This is a genomic window from Lysobacter sp. A378 (assembly GCF_054052125.1).
Genome location: NZ_JBSVRK010000001.1, coordinates 801,561 through 818,317 on the forward strand (window position 1 = coordinate 801,561; position 16,757 = coordinate 818,317).

Sequence of the window (16,757 nt, forward strand, 5' to 3'; positions counted from 1 at the left end):
ACAGTCCGTCGACGTTAATCGCGCCAGAAGTTAATCGCGCAAGAAGTACTCCACCGTGGTCACCACCCGCACCCGCTTGACCTGCGGGCTGCTCTGGTCGCGGTCGGTGATGCTGACCACGCCCTGGTTGGCGCTGCGGATACCGCCCAGGCGCGAGTCGGAATCCTTGGCGAATTGCACCGCGGAATCACGCGCGGCGGCGGTGGCTTCGGCAATCAGCCCCGGCTTGATGTCGTTGAGCTTGGTGTAGTCGAAGTCCGGCGCGCTGCCTTCGCCGATCATCACGCCCTGGCCGACCAGCTCGCCGCTGCGGCGCAGCACGCTCAGCGCCTTGGGTACATCGTCGGTACGCAGGCTCACCGTGGTCGAGTAGCGGTAGCGCTCCGGTGGCCGGTTGTCGCCGTAAGCCCAAGCCCAACGATCTTCCAGGCGCGGCGGGGAGACCACGATTTCCTCGGGTTTGAAGCCGGCGTCGGTGAAGAAGTCGCGGATGGCGGCGGTATTGGTTTCCAGCTGGCGCTGGACCTCGGCCAGATCGTTGCCACCGACGCTGTGCGGCAGCGGCCAGACCACCCGGTCGGCCTCGACGGTCTTCTCGGCCGAACCCTTGACGGTGACGTAGCGGTCGGCGGTCTTCAGCCGTTCCATGCCCTGGCCGGCCAACCAGCCGGCACCGGCCACGCCGAGGGCCAGCAGGGCGGCGGCAATCACAAGGGTGGCGCGCGGCGGATGAGTGGGCATCGGTAGGGCTCCAGGACACGTGGAGCGGCAGCGTACCCGAATCGGGTGAACGCGGCATGGAGGCGGCAAGCATCAGTCGAGTTGTGACCGGGGGTTGCCAGTGGCGGCGACCTGCGCCGACCATGCGCCGGAAGCATTCATTCCTCGCCACCGGCACGCGCATGACCAACGAGTTGATCTACCTGCTGTTGATATTCGGTTTGCTGGTGATCCCGCGCGCGCTGCAGCGCTTCAAGGTCCCCGCCCCGATTACCTGCCTGCTGCTGGGCGTCGGGGCGATGCTGCTGTGGGCCGACCGCGTCCACGACCCGGTCATCGTGCTGTTGTCGACACTGGGGATCTCGTCGTTGTTCCTGTTTGCCGGACTGGAAGTAGAGCTGGCGTCCCTGCGCAAGGGGCTGGGCGGGCTGACGGTGTACCTGCTGATGCGGGTGGTCTCGCTGAGCGCGGTGAGCTGGCTGGCGTGGCGTTACCTGGATCTGGACTGGCAGCCGGCGGCGCTGGTGGCGCTGGCATTGCTGACGCCCTCGACCGGTTTCATCCTCGATACCCTGGAGCGGCTGGGCCTGAACCCGGAAGAACGGTTCTGGGTCACCAGCAAGGCGATCGCCGGCGAGTTGCTGGCGCTGGCGGTGCTGTTCGTGGTGCTGCAGGCCGACGATCCGGTGCAGTTGGGGATCTCGTCGCTGGTGATGCTGGCGATGCTGGTCGGGCTGCCGTTGTTGTTCATCGCGCTGGGCCGCTGGGTGGTGCCGCATGCGCCGGGCTCGGAATTCTCGTTGCTGGTGATGGTCGGGCTCGTCGCCGCGTTCATCACCTTCAAGCTGGGGGTGTATTACCTGGTGGGCGCATTCGTGGCTGGTCTGGTTGCGCGGCTATTGCGGGTGCGCATGCCGCGACTGGCCTCGGACGAGAATATCCACGCATTAAGGCTGTTTGCCACCTTCTTCGTGCCGGTCTATTTCTTCCACGCCGGTACCGAGATCACCCGCGATGCGCTGACGTGGGAGGCGGCGGGGCTGGGCGTCCTGCTGACCGTGGTGTTTGTTCCGTTGCGGGTCGGATTGGTGTGGTTGCAGCGCCGGCTGATGTTTGGCGAGGCTTACAACAGCAGTTTGAAGGTCTCCGTCGCGCTGGCGCCGACGCTGGTGTTCACCCTGGTGATCGCCACCATCCTGCACCAGCAGTTCCAGATATCCGGGACCCTGTTTGGCGGGTTGATCCTCTACACCACCCTCAATACCCTGCTGCCGTCGCTGGTGCTGCACTCGCCCTTTGACGTCGACACCATCGAGCCTGGTTCCCGGCAACACCCGGAAGACCGCATGCGTGCAGAGCCGACGCCGAACGGTTATCCGCCGGCGACCAAGACCTGAGCGCAGCGGCGCAACCGCGATCGAACCGTCGCCGCCTTGAGTTGCCGGGATGCGTCCCCAATATCGGGTTGGCTTGGGCCGTCTGGCCCCTTCCGTGTTGGCCGGGTCGCCAATTCCGCTTTGCCAGTGCATTGCCCAACCCCAAGGTCACGTCTCCATGCCGATCTATGCTTTCGAGTGCGCTGCTTGTGGCCACGATTTCGACCGCCTGCAGAAGTTGTCCGATGCCGATCCGACCGATTGCCCGGAATGCGGCAAACCGCAATTGAAGCGGCAGTTGACCGCGCCCCAGTTCCGTCTGTCCGGCACCGGTTGGTACGAGACCGACTTCAAGAAGGACGGCGAGAAGAAGCGCAACCTGGCCGGTGATGGTGGCAAGGACGCGACAACCACGGACGCCAAGTCCGACGCCAAGAGCGAATCCAAAGCCGACGCGAAGCCTGCAGCCAGTGCGGCCACGGCCAAGCCGGTGGAAAACAAGCCAGCGGCTGGCTGATGGTTGTGGGCCGTTGCCGGGCGACGCAGCGCGATGGGCTGTCGCGGTGCCGGGTGTGACATCGCGCATTGCGCCACTAAACTAACGGGCCAGCCGGTTCGTGCCGGCGTGCCACTGCTGAACCGGAGCCTCCATGCGTACCCATTTTTGCGGCCTGATCGATGAATCCATGATCGGCCAGACCGTTACCTTGTGCGGCTGGGCCGATGTCGCCCGCGACCTTGGCGGCCTGTGTTTCATCGACCTGCGCGACCATGAGGGCATCGTCCAGGTGGTCGCCGAGCCATCGGATGCGGCCGGCAACGCGGCTGTCATCGCTGCTGCCGGGCATGTGGGTTACGAGGATTGCCTGCGCGTCACCGGCGTGGTGCGGCAACGCCAGGCGGTCAACAACAAGATCCGTACCGGCCAGGTGGAAGTGGTGGCCGCGGCCATCGAAGTGCTCAACAAGGCCGAGCCGCTGCCGTTCCACGCCCATGAGAACCCGGGCGAGGACATTCGCCTGAAGTACCGCTACCTGGACCTGCGCACGCCGGAGATGCAGCGCAAGATGCGCACCCGGACCAAACTGGTGCAGGCGCTGCGACGCTGGCTGGACGCGCGTGACTTCCAGGATATCGAGACCCCGATCCTGACCAAGGCGACGCCCGAAGGCGCGCGCGACTTCCTGGTGCCGGCGCGGATGCATCCGGGTGAGTTCTACGCGCTGCCGCAGAGCCCGCAGCTGTTCAAGCAGATCCTGATGGTGGCTGGCTTCGACCGCTACTACCAGATCGCGCGCTGCTTCCGCGACGAGGCCCTGCGCGCCGACCGCCAGCTCGAATTCACCCAACTGGACATGGAGTTCGCCTGGGTCGAGGAGCGCGACGTGCAGGACACCGCCGAGGCGCTGATCTGTGAGGTGTTCCGCGAGGTCATGGACGTCGACTTGGGCGAGTTTCCGCGCATCACCCATGCCGAGGCGATGCGCCGCTTCGGGTCTGACAAGCCGGACCTGCGCATCGAGATGGAATTCACCGACATTGCCGCTCTGGTCAAGGGCTGCGAGTTCAAGGTGTTCACCGACTGGGCCAACGCCGAGGACGGTCGCGTGGTCGCGCTGCGCGTACCGGGTGCGGCGAAGCTGTCGCGCAAGCAGATCGACGAGGTCGGTGCGCACGCGGCCAAGTACGGCGCCAAGGGCGTGGCGTGGATGAAGGTTGAAGACCCGGCGAAGGGCCGCGAGGGCGTGAACTCGCCGATCGCGAAGTTCCTCGACGACGCGACCCTTGCCGCGATCCTGCAGGCGACCGACGCGCAGGCCGGCGACCTGATCCTGTTCGGCGCGGCGAACTACAACACTGCCTCGGACTTCATGGGCGCGGTGCGTCTCAAGCTGGGCAAGGACCTGGGGCTGGTGCGCGAAGGCTGGGCGCCGTTGTGGGTAACCGATTTCCCGATGTTCGAGTGGGACGCGGAGGCCAGTCGCTACGTGGCCCTGCATCACCCGTTCACCGCGCCGGCGGTGGATGACGTCGCCGAGCTGAAGGCGAATGCGAAGACCGCGGTCTCGCGCGGCTACGACATGGTGCTCAACGGCAACGAGATCGGTGGCGGTTCGATCCGTATCCACCGTCCGGCGATGCAGTCGGCGGTGTTCGAGCTGTTGGGTATCGATGCCGAGGAAGCGCAGGCCAAGTTCGGTTTCCTGCTCGACGCGCTCAAGTACGGCGCGCCGCCGCATGGCGGTATCGCGTTCGGCATCGACCGCATCGCTGCATTGATGGCCGGCACCGAGTCGATCCGCGACGTGATCGCCTTCCCCAAGACCACCGGCGCGCAATGCATGATGACCGGCGCGCCGTCGCCGATCCCCGATGCGCAACTGGCCGAGGTGCATGTGTCGGTGCGGCCGAAGCCGGCCAAGGCCGACGAGCCCGCGGCAGGCTAGATGGGCGCCAGTCCCGAGAATGCCGTCCCGGTCATCCGCCGCGCGACGCCGGCCGATGCCGCGGTGTTGTCGCAGCTGGCCACGCGCACGTTCGTCGAGACGTTCGGCCATCTGTATCCGGATGCGGACCTGCAGGCGTTCCTGGCCGAGAGCTATGCGGTCGAACGCCAACGCACGATCCTGGCCCATCCCGACTACGCGGTCTGGCTGCTGGAGCGCGAAGGCGAGGCGATCGGGCATGCCGCAGCCGGTCCGTGCGGCTTGCCGCATGCCGCGGCCCGTCCCGACGATGGCGAGCTCAAGCGCCTGTACCTGGTGCAAGGTGAACAGAACGGCGGCTGGGGCGGCCGGCTGTTCCAGATCGCCCTTGACTGGCTGCAGCGCGATGGCCCGCGCACCCTGTGGATCGGGGTGTGGTCGCAGAACCTGGGTGCGCAACGCTTTTATGCGCGCCACGGTTTCGAGCACGTGGGCGATTACGAGTTCGCGGTCGGCAGCGTGCGCGACCACGAATTCATCCTGCGCCGGCCTGCTGACTGGACCGGCTGAGATCGGCACCCCTCGCTGAGCCGACACCCCTGCAAGGAGACTCTGAGCAACTCGCTTTTGATCGTCACACCCGCGTTTTTGATCGTCACTCCCACGCAGGCGGGAGTCCAGGGACGTTCCCACTCAACGGGTTAAAGTCCATGGATCCCCGCTTTCGCGGGGATGACGATAGTCCGCGGGGATGACAACAAGTGCCCAGGCATTCCCCCCTAAACCTCGGCGGAGACGCACGCATGCTCACCAAAGAACAAGCAAATGCTGCAGCGGACGTGCTGCTCCAGGACATGCAGTCCAGGCAAGCGGCTAACGCTGCAAAACGGGCTGATCGCCGGCAGTCGCTTGCAGACCGCAAATGGATCGCTGTTGGCGGGCTTCTCGGGCTCACAGCGGGTGGCATCATCGGCAGCTACTTCTTTGGCCAGACCTTTCCGTCAACGTTCGTTGGCCTCGTCATCGGCGCGCTACTTGGCAAAATGCGGGATGGACGCGACGCTTGACAGTTCGTTCAAGCCGAACCTGCTTCGCAGGCCGGTTCAACTCAGACGCCAAGCAGATCACCCGCGAGGAACACGCCATGACCTTCCCGATCACCGCTGTGCTGATGTTCGCGCTGTCACTGGGCCTGGCAGGCTGTGCCACCACGCCGGTCATCAGTAGCGGCCCCGGGCAGCTGGCCGATGTCGGAGCGGTGCAGGTCGCGTGGCATGACCCGGCCGGGTTCCGGGAGATCGCCCGTGGGCAGGACCGGGTCGACAGGCTGCGCGGCGTCTCGGCGCGACAGTTGGCGCAGTACCTGCGTAGCGAGGCTGGGCACCGGTTGCCGCCGGGCGAGCGATTGCAGGTCACGTTCATCGACATCGACCGGGCCGGCGGGTACGAGCCCTGGCTTGGTTCGCGATATGACGATGTGCGGATCATGCGCGACATCTACCCGCCGCGGATCCGGCTGGAGTTCCGGCATTCGGGTGCGGACGGCCAGATAGTGGCCGAGGGGGAACAGCAACTGGTCGGCAGCGATTACCTGTCGCGGTCCGTCAGCCATCGCAACAGCGACCCGCTGCGGTACGAGAAACAGCTGCTCGATGACTGGCTGCGGAGCCGGTTCAAGAGATTGTGATGGCTGATTCAGGTGGCGCTGCGGCGGATCAGGTCGGCGCGGAGCAGGGCGCCACGACAGCGACTGGGCGACGGGTGGTGCTTCTGCATGGGCTGTGGATGCCGCGGTTGTCGATGCAGTGGCACGCCCGGCGGTTGCGTCGGGCCGGCTTCAGTCCTGTTCTGGTCGGTTACGCGGGCATTGCCGGCGGCCCCGAGGCGGCGATATCGCGGTTGCGAGCGGCGTTGCGCGAGCCCTGCGACATCCTCGCCCACAGCTTGGGCGGGCTGATCGCGGTGCAGGCGTTGGAGCGGGATCCGGCGTTGCCGGTACGGCGGGTGGTCTGTCTGGGCTCGCCGTTGTGCGGCAGCGCGGCGGCTCGCGGGATGGGTCGGTTCGGTATGGGCAGTGCGTCACTGGGACGCAGCGCGGACCTGCTGCGCGATGGGTGTGGGCCATGGCAGGGGCCGGCGCAACTGGGCGTGGTGGCCGGCAACCTTGGCCTCGGGTTGGGGCGGGTGTTTGGCCGCTTCCCCGACGGCAACAACGACGGCACCGTCGCGGTGGATGAAACCCGGCTGGCTGGCGAGTCCGACCACATTGTGTTGCCAACCAGCCACAGCGGCATGTTGCTATCGCCGCAGGTGTCCGCTCAGGCCATTCATTTCCTCGCCCACGGCCGGTTCGAGCATTGACGGCATCCCGCCGAAGATTCCCGGTTCGAGTAAAGTAGCGGGCTGATACAGCACACTTAATGGAACTTTTCATGGGTAGGGGACCGTCAATCGAGGGTCGCAAGAACGCCTCGGACGCCAAGCGCGGCAAGATTTTCACCAAGCTCATTCGCGAGATCTCGGTTTCCGCGCGAGCTGGCGGCAGTGACCCGGCGAGCAATCCGCGCCTGCGTACCGCGATCGAGAAGGCGTACGCCGCCAACATGACCAAGGACGTGGTCGAGCGGGCGGTCAAGAAGGCCAGCGGTGAGCTGGAAGGCGTCAACTACGAAGAGATCCGCTACGAGGGCTATGCCCCCGGCGGGGTCGCGGTGATCGTCGACTGCCTGACCGACAACAAGGTCCGCACCGTCGCCGATGTGCGCCATGCGTTTGGCAAGTTCGGCGGCAACCTGGGCACCGACGGGTCGGTCGCTTTCATGTTCCACAAGGTGGGCGTGCTGGGTTTCGCTGCCGGCGCAGACGAGGACGCGATTACCGAGGTGGCGATCGACAGCGGCGCCGATGATGTCGTGGTGTATCCGCCCGATGGCGCGATCGATGTGCTCACCCCGGCCGACGCATTTGATGCGGTGAAGGCGGCAATGATCGGCGCCGGGCTGGAGCCTGCGCACGCCGAGGTCACCTTCCGCGCCGACAACGATATCGTGGTCGAGGGCGAGACCGCGCAACAGGTGGTCAAGCTGCTGGACTGGCTGGAAGACCTGGACGATGTGCAGGCCGTCTACTCCAATGCCGATCTGGGCGAGGACGCCTACGCCTGACGGCGTAAGCTGGCGACGTGATCAGAATCCTGGGTATCGACCCCGGTTCCCAGCGAACCGGCATCGGCGTGATCGACGTGGCCCGCGATGGACGTTGCAGGTTCGTCCACTGCGAGGCACTGAAGTTGCTTGACGCGCCCGACTTCCCGTCGCGGCTGGGCTTGCTGTGCGACGGCCTGGAGCGGGTGCTGGATGAGTGGCAACCGCATCAGGTGGCGATCGAGACCGTGTTCATGGGCAAGTCGGCGATGTCGGCCTTGAAGCTCGGCCATGCGCGTGGCGCGGCCCTGGTGACGGTGGTGCGGCGCAAGCTGGTGGTCAGCGAATACGCGCCGCGGGTGATCAAGCAGTCGCTGGTCGGTCGCGGCGCGGCCGACAAGTTGCAGGTGCAGCACATGGTCCGGCTGCTGTTGAACCTGGCCGACAGGAAGCTGCAGGCCGATGCCGCGGATGCATTGGCGGTCGCACTCACCCATGCTCACATGAGCGCAACCGCGATCCGCACCGGATTGGGCGTGGCTGATTTACGGAGACGTGGCACATGATTGGCAGACTCAAGGGGATCGTTATCCACAAGCAACCGCCGTGGCTGGTGGTGGATGTCAATGGCGTGGGTTACGAGTTGGAGGCGCCAATGAGCACCTTCTACGACCTGCCAGAACTGGGCCGCGAGGTGTCGCTGTTCACCCATTACGCGCAGAAGGAAGACAGCGTCTCGTTGTACGGCTTCCTGCGCGACTCGGAGCGACGCTTGTTCCGCGAGGTGCAGAAGGTCAAGGGCATCGGCGCGAAGATCGCCCTGGCGGTCCTGTCCGGGGTCAGCGTCGATGAGTTTGCACGCATGGTCCAGGCCAGCGACGTCACCGCGCTGACCCGGGTCCCGGGCATCGGCAAGAAGACCGCCGAGCGCATGGTGGTGGAACTTCGCGATCGCGCCAGCGACATGACCGGCGGTGACGGCGTGGTCGTTTCGGGTGGGGATGTGCCCCGCGATCCGCAAAGCGAGGCGGTGATCGCCTTGCAGCAATTGGGTTACAAGCCCGCCGACGCGGCCCGCATGGTGCGCGAGGCAGCAACGGAGTCCGACGCCGACGCTGCCACCATCATCCGTAAGGCGCTACAGTCCGCGCTTCGCTGAGGCGCCGTAGCCTCGCCAACGGCGCAGAACCGAGCACCCGATGTCCCTACCTGCGATCAAGTCAGTGAGCAGAAAGACTGGCCGTGATGGCCACGACAAGCCCGGGATGGCCGGTCTGGTGGTGGGTGCGATCGGGGTGGTGTTCGGCGACATCGGTACCAGCCCGCTGTACACGCTGAGGGAAGCCTTCAGCCCGCACTACGGCCTGGTCGCCAACCACGACACCGTGCTGGGCATCCTGTCGCTGGTGTTCTGGGCGCTGATGCTGGTGGTCACGCTGAAGTACGTGACGATCATCATGCGGGCCGACAACGAGGGCGAGGGCGGCATCATGGCGCTGATGGCGCTGGCCCAGCGCACCCTGCCCAAGGGCTCCAGGTCGGCCTACCTGGTCGGCGTGATCGGGGTGTTCGGTGCGGCGCTGTTTTTCGGCGACGGCGTGATCACCCCGGCGATATCGGTGTTGTCCGCACTGGAGGGCCTGGAGGTCGTCGCGCCGGAGTTGGGCGCCTGGGTGGTCCCGTTGACGATCGTGGTGCTGGTGGCCCTGTTCGCCAGCCAGCGGTTCGGCAGCGCCCGGGTCGGCAAGGTCTTCGGCCCGATCACCGGCCTGTGGTTCATCACGCTGGCGGTGCTGGGCGTGGTCAACATCCTGCACGAGCCGGAGGTGCTGCACGCGATCAACCCCTGGTGGGCGGTCAACTTCTTCGTCACCCATCACTGGGGCGGGGTCTTCATCCTTGGCGCTGTAGTGTTGGCGGTAACCGGCGGTGAGGCCATCTACACCGACATGGGCCATTTCGGCGCCAAACCGATCCGTTATGCCTGGTATTACTTCGTGCTGCCGGCGCTGATGCTGAATTACCTCGGGCAAGGCGCGCTGGTGCTGGAAGACCCGGCCGCCATCCGCAACCCGTTCTTCATCGGCGTGCCGGAGTGGGGCCGGATCCCGATGATCGTGCTCGCCACCGCGGCCACGGTGATCGCCTCGCAGGCGGTCATCACCGGCGCGTTCTCGATCACCCGCCAGGCGATGCAGCTGGGCTACATCCCGCGCATGCGGATCAAGCACACCTCCAGCGACACCATCGGCCAGATCTACATCCCGCTGGTGAACTGGTCGATGATGCTGGTGGTGATCGCGCTGGTGCTGGCGTTCGGCAGCTCCTCCAACCTCGCCACCGCCTACGGCATCTCGGTCTCGGGCACGATGCTGATCGATACCCTGTTGCTGGCCCTGGTGGCTCGCGCGCTGTGGCCGAACTGGCGCTGGTGGGTGCTGCCGTGCTGCGCGCTGTTCCTGATCGGCGACATCGCCTTCGTGATCGCCAACGGCGTCAAGCTCCTGCAGGGCGGCTGGTTCCCGCTGGCGCTCGGGATCGTCCTGTTCATTCTGTTGCGGACCTGGCGGCGTGGCCGCGAATTGCTGCGCGAGGAAATCCAGAAGGGCGGCATCCCGTTGGACAGCTTCCTGCCGGGGCTGATGCTGGCGCCGCCGGTGCGGGTGCCGGGCACGGCGGTCTTCATGACCACCGACAAGGGCGTGGTCCCGCATGCGCTGATGCACAACCTCAAGCACAACAAGGTGTTGCATGAGCGCAATGTATTCCTGACCGTGGAGACGCTGTCGGTGCCGTACGCGCCGATCGACAAGCGGTTGAAGATCACCGAGATCGGCGACGACTTCCACCGGGTGTTGATACGGTTCGGGTTCATGGAAACGCCGGACGTGCCGGTGGCACTGATGCGCAGTTGCGACCAGGACGGGATCTATTTCGATCCGATGGATACCACCTATTTCGCCAGCCACGAAACCGTAGTGGCCGCCGCGCACCGCGGAATGCCGGTATGGCGTGACCGTCTGTTCGCGTTCATGCATCGCAACGCGGCGCCGGCGACGAGCTTCTTCCGTATCCCCGGTAACCGATTGGTCGAGCTGGGGGCGCAGGTCGAGATCTAGGCCGTCCGCCATGCGACCATAGACGGATGAATGACGAGCGCATCATCGCTGCGGACCAGGCCTTCGGCGATGACGCCGTGGAGGCATCGATTCGCCCCAGGCGGCTGGACGAATACCTGGGTCAGGTCCCGGTCCGCGAGCAGATGACGATCTACATCGAGGCGGCCAAGGGGCGTAACGAGGCGCTCGACCATGTGCTGATCTTCGGGCCGCCCGGCCTGGGCAAGACCACGCTGAGCCATGTCATTGCCAATGAGCTGGGGGTCGGGTTGCGGCAGACGTCCGGGCCGGTGATCGAGAAGGCGGGCGACCTGGCCGCTTTGCTGACCAACCTGCAGCCGTTCGACGTGTTGTTCATCGATGAGATCCATCGGCTGTCGCCGGCGATCGAGGAGGTCCTGTATCCGGCGATGGAGGACTACCAGCTGGACATCATGATCGGCGAGGGTCCGGCCGCGCGGTCGATCAAGCTGGACCTGCCGCCGTTCACCCTGATTGGCGCGACCACCCGGGCCGGACTGCTGACTGCGCCGCTGCGCGACCGTTTTGGCATCGTCCAGCGGTTGGAGTTCTACAGCGCCCAGGAGTTGACCCGGATCGTGCGGCGCTCGGCGGGGATCCTCGGGATTTCCTGCACGCCGGAGGGCGCGGCGGAGATCGCCAGGCGCTCGCGTGGCACGCCGCGTATCGCCAACCGGCTGCTGCGACGGGTGCGTGATTACGCCCAGGTCCGCGCCGGCGGTGATATCGATCTGGACACCGCCGGTGCCGCGATGGCGATGTTGAAGGTCGATCCGGAGGGCTTCGACGAACTGGACCGGCGGCTGCTGCGGACCATCATCGAGTCCTTCGACGGCGGTCCGGTCGGGGTCGAGTCGCTGGCTGCCGCACTCAGTGAAGAGCGCGGCACGCTGGAGGACGTGATCGAGCCGTACCTGATCCAGCAGGGGTACCTGATCCGCACCGCCCGCGGCCGGATGGCCTCGCCCAAGGCCTACCAGCATGTCGGCCTGGCCCCGCGTGGCAATGATGGGGAACTGTTGCGACCAACGCCGGTCGGAAGCACGGATAGCCAGTAGGGCCATCGTGGCCAACCGCCTCACTTGAGCCATCCCGGAGATTTCCGCTTTGCCTTTGTTCAGCCTCCCGATCCGCATTTACTGGGAAGATACCGATGCCGGCGGCGTGGTCTACCACGCGCGGTATGTCGCGTTCCTGGAACGCGCGCGGACCGAGTGGTTGCGCGAGCAGGGATACGGGCAAAAGCAGTTGCAGCTCGAGCATGGACTGGTGTTTGCGGTGCGCGCCATGCAGGTCGATTTCCATCAGCCGGCGCGGTTGGACGACTTTTTGCAGGTGGACGTGTCATTGCAGCAATGCCGTCGCGCGAGTGCGGTGTTCGTGCAACAGGTGCGGCGCGATGGTGAATTGTTGTTGGCCGCGACGGTGCGCGTGGCGGCGCTCGACACGCAGGGTTTTCGTCCCCGGGCGATCCCGCAACCACTGCTCGATGAGCTCACTGCGCTGCAAACGACGCGATAGCAGGACCTGGCAACACGGCACTACCGACATTCATCCATCACAAGCCCGCGAGCGCGGGCAGCGGAGATCCAGGCATGACCCCATTGTTGAGCTTGTTGCAGGCCACCACCGTCGTCGAGCCATTGCCCCAGGACCCGGCCAGTGCCGTTGCCAGCACCGCAGCAGCCCTGCCTGGCGCGGTCGCGGGCGATGGCGGCGTCGACATGTTGCAGCTGATACTGCACGCCTCGCTGCCGGTGCAGCTGGTGCTGGTGTTGCTGCTGTTCGCCTCGGTGGCCTCGTGGGTGATCATCTTCCGCAAGATCAAGCTGCTTGGGCGCGCCGACCGCGAGGCGGAGACCTTCGAGGAGCGCTTCTGGTCGGGCACCGAGCTGAGCAAACTCTATACCGGTGCTACCAGCCGGAACCGCGACACCGGCGGCATGGAATCGATCTTCGAGGCCGGCTTCCGCGAGTTCTCGCGCCAGCGCCGCATCGCCGATATCCGGATGCAGCTGGAAACCGCCCAGCGCGGGATGCGGGTGGCGACCGCGCGCGAACTGGACGGGTTGGAGCGCAACCTGGAGTTCCTGGCCAACGTCGGCTCGATTGCGCCGTATGTGGGCCTGTTCGGCACCGTGTGGGGGATCATGATCTCGTTCCAGGGTCTGGCCACGATGACCGAGGCGACCATTGCCAGCGTCGCGCCGGGCATCTCGGAGGCGTTGATCGCCACCGCGATGGGTCTGTTCGCGGCGATTCCGGCGGTATGGGCCTACAACCGCTTCGCCACCAAGGTCGAGCGCATCGCCGTGCGCTATGACGCCTTCGCCGAGGAGTTCTCCTCGATCCTGGAGCGGCAGGTGCCGCAGGAGTGATCCGGCGCCGGCCGCGCGCGTGACCGCATGCTTGCGGCCGCACGCAATTCCGGCACCCATCGATCAACCCACCGTCCACTGAACTCGCCGCCACTCGGGAACACCGCATGTCCGTCGCCACCGGCCGCCGCCGCAAACGCAAACTCCAGTCCGAGATCAACGTCGTGCCCTATATCGACGTCATGCTGGTGCTGTTGATCATCTTCATGGTCACCGCGCCGCTGATGAACCTGGGCGTTGACATCGAGCTGCCCAAGTCCGATGCCAAGACCATCTCCCAGAACCAGGAGCCGGTGATTGTCAGCGTGGATGCCAACGGCAATTATTTCCTGACCCTGCAGGGTGCGGAGCAGGAGGCGCTGGGCGCGGAGGAGCTGTCGGCAAAGGTAGCCGCGTTCGTACGCAACAATCCCGGCGTGCCGGTATATGTGGCCGGTGACCGGGCCGCCAATTATGAAGTCGTGCTGCAAGCGATGGTATTGCTGCAGAACGCGGACGTGCCGCGAGTCGGGTTGATGAGTGCGCCGTCGGAGACGGTGCGCAAGTGAGGGAAAGCCGCGCCGACAACCAACGGGCCATCGTGCAGGCGATCGTGCTGCATGTGGCGCTGTTCGCGCTGATGTTCGCCGGCATGTGGTGGACCCGCAGCGCGGTTACCGTGTCTGCCGCAGGGTCGCCAATCGAGGCCGAGCTGATTGATCCCAACGCGTTGTCGGCGTCGATGCGCGAGGTGCTCAAGGACCGGCCCGAGCCGGCCGAGGAGCCGCTGCCCGAACCGCTGCCCGAGCCCGAGCCGGTTGAGGAGGATGCCGCGCCGCTGCCGCAACCGGAGCCGGAACCCATCCCCGAGGACGCGCCCACGCCACCGCAATCGCAGCCGCAGGACTTCGTGATCGAACCCGACACCGTGGAGCAGGACGAGGTCGTGGCCGAGCCGACGCCGACCCCGGCGGATGAGGAGAAGCTGCAGGAGGAAAAGCGGCGCCAGGCCCAGATCGACCTGACCGAGAAGAAACGCCAGGCCGAGGCGGAGCGTACGCGCCGTCTGGCCGCGCAGGCGGAAGAGCGCGAGAAGAAGCTGGCTGAGATCCGTCGCCAGCGTGCCGCTGCAGCGCGCCAGGCGGAACTGGCGGAGCAGAAACTCAAGCAGATCGCCGCCGCCCGCGCGCTCGCCGAGTCCAGGGACAACAGCACCGCGAGCAGTGGCGCCAGTCCGCCGCCGGGCAACAACGGCACCGACACCGGGCTGGAGGCTCGGTATGGGGCAGCGCTGCAGGAAGCGATCCTGGCCAAGTGGACCCGTCCTGAAACCGTCCCGCTGGGCGCCAAGTGCCGTCTGGTCATCACCCAGCTGCCCGGCGGCGAGGTGATGGATGCGAAGGTCTCGTCGCCCTGCGCCTACGATGAACAGGGACAACGATCGATCGAGGCCGCCGTGCTCAAGGCGCAGCCGCTGCCCTACGCGGGCTTCGAGAGTGTGTTTGCGCGCACTTTGACGCTTAATTTCGAGGCGCGCGATCGCTGAGCCGCCCCCCAAAATTGCCGCGCCCGTTGCGTCCGTCGTGTTCAGCTTTGAGAAAGCGTTCACATGGATGCTGTTAAAACTTCTGCTTCTCCGTCAGGTCCTGCCGATGAAACGATTCACCCCAAGACTGGCCGCATTGCTTGCGGCCCTGGTTTTCACGATCAGTGCCCCGTTCGCTGCTGTCGCGCAGCAGCAGGGACTGGAACTGGACATCGTCGGCGGCAATGCCGCCGCGTTGCCGATCGCGGTGGTGCCGATGCCCTACCAGGGCAGTGCGACCGCGCCTGAGACCGATGTCGCGGCGGTGATCGCTGCCGATTTGAACCGCTCCGGCCAGTTCCGCAGCCTGCCCGAGTCCGACCTGGTCGAGCGACCCACCAGCGGCGCCGAGGTCAATTACCCGACCTGGCGTGCACTCAACCAGGACTACCTGGTAGTCGGACGGGTCGTGGACGGCGGCAGTGGCAGCTACCGGGTCGAGTACGAACTGTTTGACGTCGCCACCCAGCAGCGCCTGCTGGGCTTCGCGATGACCGCCCGGGCCAATGCGATGCGCGATGTGGCCCACCAGGTCGCCGACGCAATCTACGAGAAGATCCTCGGCGTGCCGGGTGCGTTCTTCACCCGTATCGCCTATATCACCGCCACCGGCGTGGGCCCGACGGCCAGCTTCTCGTTGATGGTCGCCGATTCGGACGGCTACAACCCGCAGACCGTGGTCAGCTCGCCCGAGCCGCTGATGTCGCCATCGTGGAGCCCGGACGGAAACAAGCTGGCGTACGTCAGCTTCGAAAGCGGCAACTCGGCCATCTATATCCAGGACATCAACACCGGCAGCCGCGAGGTGGTGTCCAAGTTCCGCGGCATCAATGGCGCGCCGGCGTTCTCCCCGGATGGCAACCGCCTGGCGTTGACGCTGTCGCGCAGTGGCAATCCCGAGGTCTACGTGATGAACGTGGGCAGCCGCGCGCTGACCCAGGTGACCAACCATTTCGGCATCGACACCGAGCCGACCTGGAGCGCCGACGGCAGCTCGCTGTACTTCACCTCCGACCGCGGCGGTGCGCCACAGATCTACCAGGTGTCAGCGGGCGGCGGCAGTGCCAGCCGGGTGACATTCCAGGGCAATTACAACGCCAGCGCAACGGTTTCGATGGACGGCAGCAAGATTGCTGTCGCCCAGGGGGCGGGCAATACCTACCGCATCGCGATGATGGACTCGAGTCTGGGGTCGGCACGCTGGAGCACGCTTTCGCCCGGCTCATTGGACGAGTCACCCAGCTTTGCCCCAAATGGCGCGATGATCATCTATGCTGCTCGTGAAGGCACGCGTGGGGTGCTGTATGCCGTATCGTCCGATGGCCGGGTGCGCCAGCGTCTGGTATTGGCGGATGGCAACGTGCGCGAGCCAGCCTGGGGGCCATTCCGTACACCGCGCTGATGTCCTCCTGATCAGCTGACATCATCTTTAAAACGTTTTTCCCACAGTTCCACCTGTCCCAGCCACGACGAGGAAACAATGATGAATACCACCACGCGTTTATTGATGACCGCTCTTTTTTGCGTCGCTGCAGTCGGCTGTTCCAAGAAGGTCAAGGAAGCTCCGCCGGAGACTCCGGTGACCACCGCCCCGGCCACTGACACCACCCCGACGACGCAGGGCGCGTACGGCCCAGGCGATCTGGACACCGATGCCTGCCTGCGCCAGCGCGTGGTGTACTTCGACCTGGATCGCGACGCGCTGCGTCCGGAGTTCCAGGCCCTGGTCGGCTGCCACGCCAAGTACCTGCGTGACCGTCCTTCCTCGCGCATGACCCTGGAAGGCCACGCCGATGAGCGCGGCAGCCGTGAGTACAACCTGGGCCTGGGCGAGCGTCGCGGCAATGCGGTGTCCTCGGCAATCCAGGCCAATGGCGGCTCGGGCAGCCAGCAGACCGTAGTCAGCTACGGCGAAGAGCGTCCGGTGTGCACCACCTCAAGTGAGGATTGCTGGGCCCAGAATCGTCGCGTCGAGATCATCTACACCGCGAAGTAATAAAGGCAATCCAT

At 65.6% G+C, this 16,757-nt stretch carries 19 protein-coding genes; 18 read left to right on the plus strand and 1 reads right to left on the minus strand.

Going from position 1 to position 16,757, the window contains the following annotated elements; all coding sequences use genetic code 11:
* Window positions 1-30: 30 nt before the first annotated feature.
* Window positions 31-741: an SIMPL domain-containing protein gene (locus ACW7G1_RS03555; protein WP_456978376.1), complete on the minus strand. Its 711-nt coding sequence runs from the start codon at window positions 739-741 to the stop codon at window positions 31-33.
* Window positions 742-902: 161 nt separating this feature from the next.
* Here ACW7G1_RS03555 and ACW7G1_RS03560 point away from each other — a divergent pair, with 161 nt between their 5' ends.
* The 18 genes from ACW7G1_RS03560 (at window position 903) to pal (ending at window position 16,743) form a co-directional block, all read left to right on the plus strand.
* Window positions 903-2,117, plus strand: coding sequence for a cation:proton antiporter (locus tag ACW7G1_RS03560; protein ID WP_456978377.1), 1,215 nt, complete (start codon window positions 903-905; stop codon window positions 2,115-2,117).
* Window positions 2,118-2,274: 157 nt separating this feature from the next.
* The gene (locus ACW7G1_RS03565; protein WP_456978378.1) at window positions 2,275-2,613 is read left to right on the plus strand and encodes an FmdB family zinc ribbon protein; all 339 of its coding nucleotides are present in this window, start codon (window positions 2,275-2,277) and stop codon (window positions 2,611-2,613) included.
* A gap of 133 nt (window positions 2,614-2,746) precedes the next feature.
* Window positions 2,747-4,543, plus strand: a complete 1,797-nt coding sequence (aspS, locus tag ACW7G1_RS03570; RefSeq protein WP_456978379.1) for an aspartate--tRNA ligase — start codon at window positions 2,747-2,749, stop codon at window positions 4,541-4,543.
* Window positions 4,544-5,092, plus strand: a complete 549-nt coding sequence (locus ACW7G1_RS03575) for an N-acetyltransferase family protein (protein ID WP_456978380.1) — start codon at window positions 4,544-4,546, stop codon at window positions 5,090-5,092.
* A 233-nt stretch (window positions 5,093-5,325) separates the two neighbouring features.
* Window positions 5,326-5,589, plus strand: coding sequence for a hypothetical protein (locus tag ACW7G1_RS03580; RefSeq protein WP_456978381.1), 264 nt, complete (start codon window positions 5,326-5,328; stop codon window positions 5,587-5,589).
* A 77-nt stretch (window positions 5,590-5,666) separates the two neighbouring features.
* Window positions 5,667-6,209 (plus strand): DUF3016 domain-containing protein, encoded by a 543-nt coding sequence (locus tag ACW7G1_RS03585; protein WP_456978382.1) that lies wholly within the window; start codon window positions 5,667-5,669, stop codon window positions 6,207-6,209.
* A complete protein-coding gene (locus tag ACW7G1_RS03590) occupies window positions 6,209-6,883 on the plus strand; it encodes an esterase/lipase family protein (RefSeq protein ID WP_456978383.1) in 675 nt (224 codons plus the stop codon). The genes ACW7G1_RS03585 and ACW7G1_RS03590 overlap by 1 nt, the downstream gene beginning before the upstream one ends.
* A 71-nt stretch (window positions 6,884-6,954) precedes the next feature.
* Complete coding sequence (locus ACW7G1_RS03595; protein ID WP_456978384.1) at window positions 6,955-7,686, plus strand: YebC/PmpR family DNA-binding transcriptional regulator; 732 nt, start codon at window positions 6,955-6,957, stop codon at window positions 7,684-7,686.
* Window positions 7,687-7,703: 17 nt separating this feature from the next.
* Complete coding sequence (gene ruvC / locus ACW7G1_RS03600) at window positions 7,704-8,231, plus strand: crossover junction endodeoxyribonuclease RuvC (protein WP_456978385.1); 528 nt, start codon at window positions 7,704-7,706, stop codon at window positions 8,229-8,231.
* Window positions 8,228-8,824: a Holliday junction branch migration protein RuvA gene (ruvA, locus tag ACW7G1_RS03605; RefSeq protein WP_456978386.1), complete on the plus strand. Its 597-nt coding sequence runs from the start codon at window positions 8,228-8,230 to the stop codon at window positions 8,822-8,824. Before ruvC ends, ruvA begins: the two co-directional genes overlap by 4 nt.
* 106 nt (window positions 8,825-8,930) lie before the next feature.
* Window positions 8,931-10,784, plus strand: coding sequence for a potassium transporter Kup (locus ACW7G1_RS03610; protein ID WP_456978834.1), 1,854 nt, complete (start codon window positions 8,931-8,933; stop codon window positions 10,782-10,784).
* A gap of 26 nt (window positions 10,785-10,810) precedes the next feature.
* The gene (ruvB, locus tag ACW7G1_RS03615) at window positions 10,811-11,863 is read left to right on the plus strand and encodes a Holliday junction branch migration DNA helicase RuvB (RefSeq protein ID WP_456978387.1); all 1,053 of its coding nucleotides are present in this window, start codon (window positions 10,811-10,813) and stop codon (window positions 11,861-11,863) included.
* Window positions 11,864-11,894: 31 nt separating this feature from the next.
* On the plus strand, window positions 11,895-12,326 hold the full coding sequence (ybgC, locus tag ACW7G1_RS03620; RefSeq protein WP_456978835.1) for a tol-pal system-associated acyl-CoA thioesterase: 432 nt from the start codon (window positions 11,895-11,897) through the stop codon (window positions 12,324-12,326).
* A 74-nt stretch (window positions 12,327-12,400) separates the two neighbouring features.
* A complete protein-coding gene (gene tolQ, locus ACW7G1_RS03625; RefSeq protein ID WP_456978388.1) occupies window positions 12,401-13,183 on the plus strand; it encodes a protein TolQ in 783 nt (260 codons plus the stop codon).
* 107 nt (window positions 13,184-13,290) lie between these two features.
* Entirely contained in the window at window positions 13,291-13,731 is a 441-nt protein-coding gene (tolR, locus tag ACW7G1_RS03630) for a protein TolR (RefSeq protein ID WP_456978389.1), read from the plus strand.
* On the plus strand, window positions 13,728-14,708 hold the full coding sequence (tolA, locus tag ACW7G1_RS03635) for a cell envelope integrity protein TolA (protein ID WP_456978390.1): 981 nt from the start codon (window positions 13,728-13,730) through the stop codon (window positions 14,706-14,708). The genes tolR and tolA overlap by 4 nt, the downstream gene beginning before the upstream one ends.
* Window positions 14,709-14,814: 106 nt before the next feature.
* On the plus strand, window positions 14,815-16,149 hold the full coding sequence (gene tolB, locus ACW7G1_RS03640; RefSeq protein ID WP_456978391.1) for a Tol-Pal system beta propeller repeat protein TolB: 1,335 nt from the start codon (window positions 14,815-14,817) through the stop codon (window positions 16,147-16,149).
* Between the two features lie 81 nt (window positions 16,150-16,230).
* The gene (gene pal / locus ACW7G1_RS03645) at window positions 16,231-16,743 is read left to right on the plus strand and encodes a peptidoglycan-associated lipoprotein Pal (RefSeq protein WP_456978392.1); all 513 of its coding nucleotides are present in this window, start codon (window positions 16,231-16,233) and stop codon (window positions 16,741-16,743) included.
* Window positions 16,744-16,757: the final 14 nt, after the last annotated feature.

Coding starts and splice junctions, on each gene's coding strand:
- ACW7G1_RS03555 (WP_456978376.1), bottom strand. CDS start 741: ATGCCCACTCATCCGCCGCGCGCCACCCTTGTGATTGCCGCCGCCCTG.
- ACW7G1_RS03560 (WP_456978377.1), top strand. CDS start 903: ATGACCAACGAGTTGATCTACCTGCTGTTGATATTCGGTTTGCTGGTG.
- ACW7G1_RS03565 (WP_456978378.1), top strand. CDS start 2,275: ATGCCGATCTATGCTTTCGAGTGCGCTGCTTGTGGCCACGATTTCGAC.
- aspS (WP_456978379.1), top strand. CDS start 2,747: ATGCGTACCCATTTTTGCGGCCTGATCGATGAATCCATGATCGGCCAG.
- ACW7G1_RS03575 (WP_456978380.1), top strand. CDS start 4,544: ATGGGCGCCAGTCCCGAGAATGCCGTCCCGGTCATCCGCCGCGCGACG.
- ACW7G1_RS03580 (WP_456978381.1), top strand. CDS start 5,326: ATGCTCACCAAAGAACAAGCAAATGCTGCAGCGGACGTGCTGCTCCAG.
- ACW7G1_RS03585 (WP_456978382.1), top strand. CDS start 5,667: ATGACCTTCCCGATCACCGCTGTGCTGATGTTCGCGCTGTCACTGGGC.
- ACW7G1_RS03590 (WP_456978383.1), top strand. CDS start 6,209: ATGGCTGATTCAGGTGGCGCTGCGGCGGATCAGGTCGGCGCGGAGCAG.
- ACW7G1_RS03595 (WP_456978384.1), top strand. CDS start 6,955: ATGGGTAGGGGACCGTCAATCGAGGGTCGCAAGAACGCCTCGGACGCC.
- ruvA (WP_456978386.1), top strand. CDS start 8,228: ATGATTGGCAGACTCAAGGGGATCGTTATCCACAAGCAACCGCCGTGG.
- ACW7G1_RS03610 (WP_456978834.1), top strand. CDS start 8,931: ATGGCCGGTCTGGTGGTGGGTGCGATCGGGGTGGTGTTCGGCGACATC.
- ruvB (WP_456978387.1), top strand. CDS start 10,811: ATGAATGACGAGCGCATCATCGCTGCGGACCAGGCCTTCGGCGATGAC.
- tolQ (WP_456978388.1), top strand. CDS start 12,401: ATGACCCCATTGTTGAGCTTGTTGCAGGCCACCACCGTCGTCGAGCCA.
- tolR (WP_456978389.1), top strand. CDS start 13,291: ATGTCCGTCGCCACCGGCCGCCGCCGCAAACGCAAACTCCAGTCCGAG.
- tolB (WP_456978391.1), top strand. CDS start 14,815: ATGAAACGATTCACCCCAAGACTGGCCGCATTGCTTGCGGCCCTGGTT.
- pal (WP_456978392.1), top strand. CDS start 16,231: ATGAATACCACCACGCGTTTATTGATGACCGCTCTTTTTTGCGTCGCT.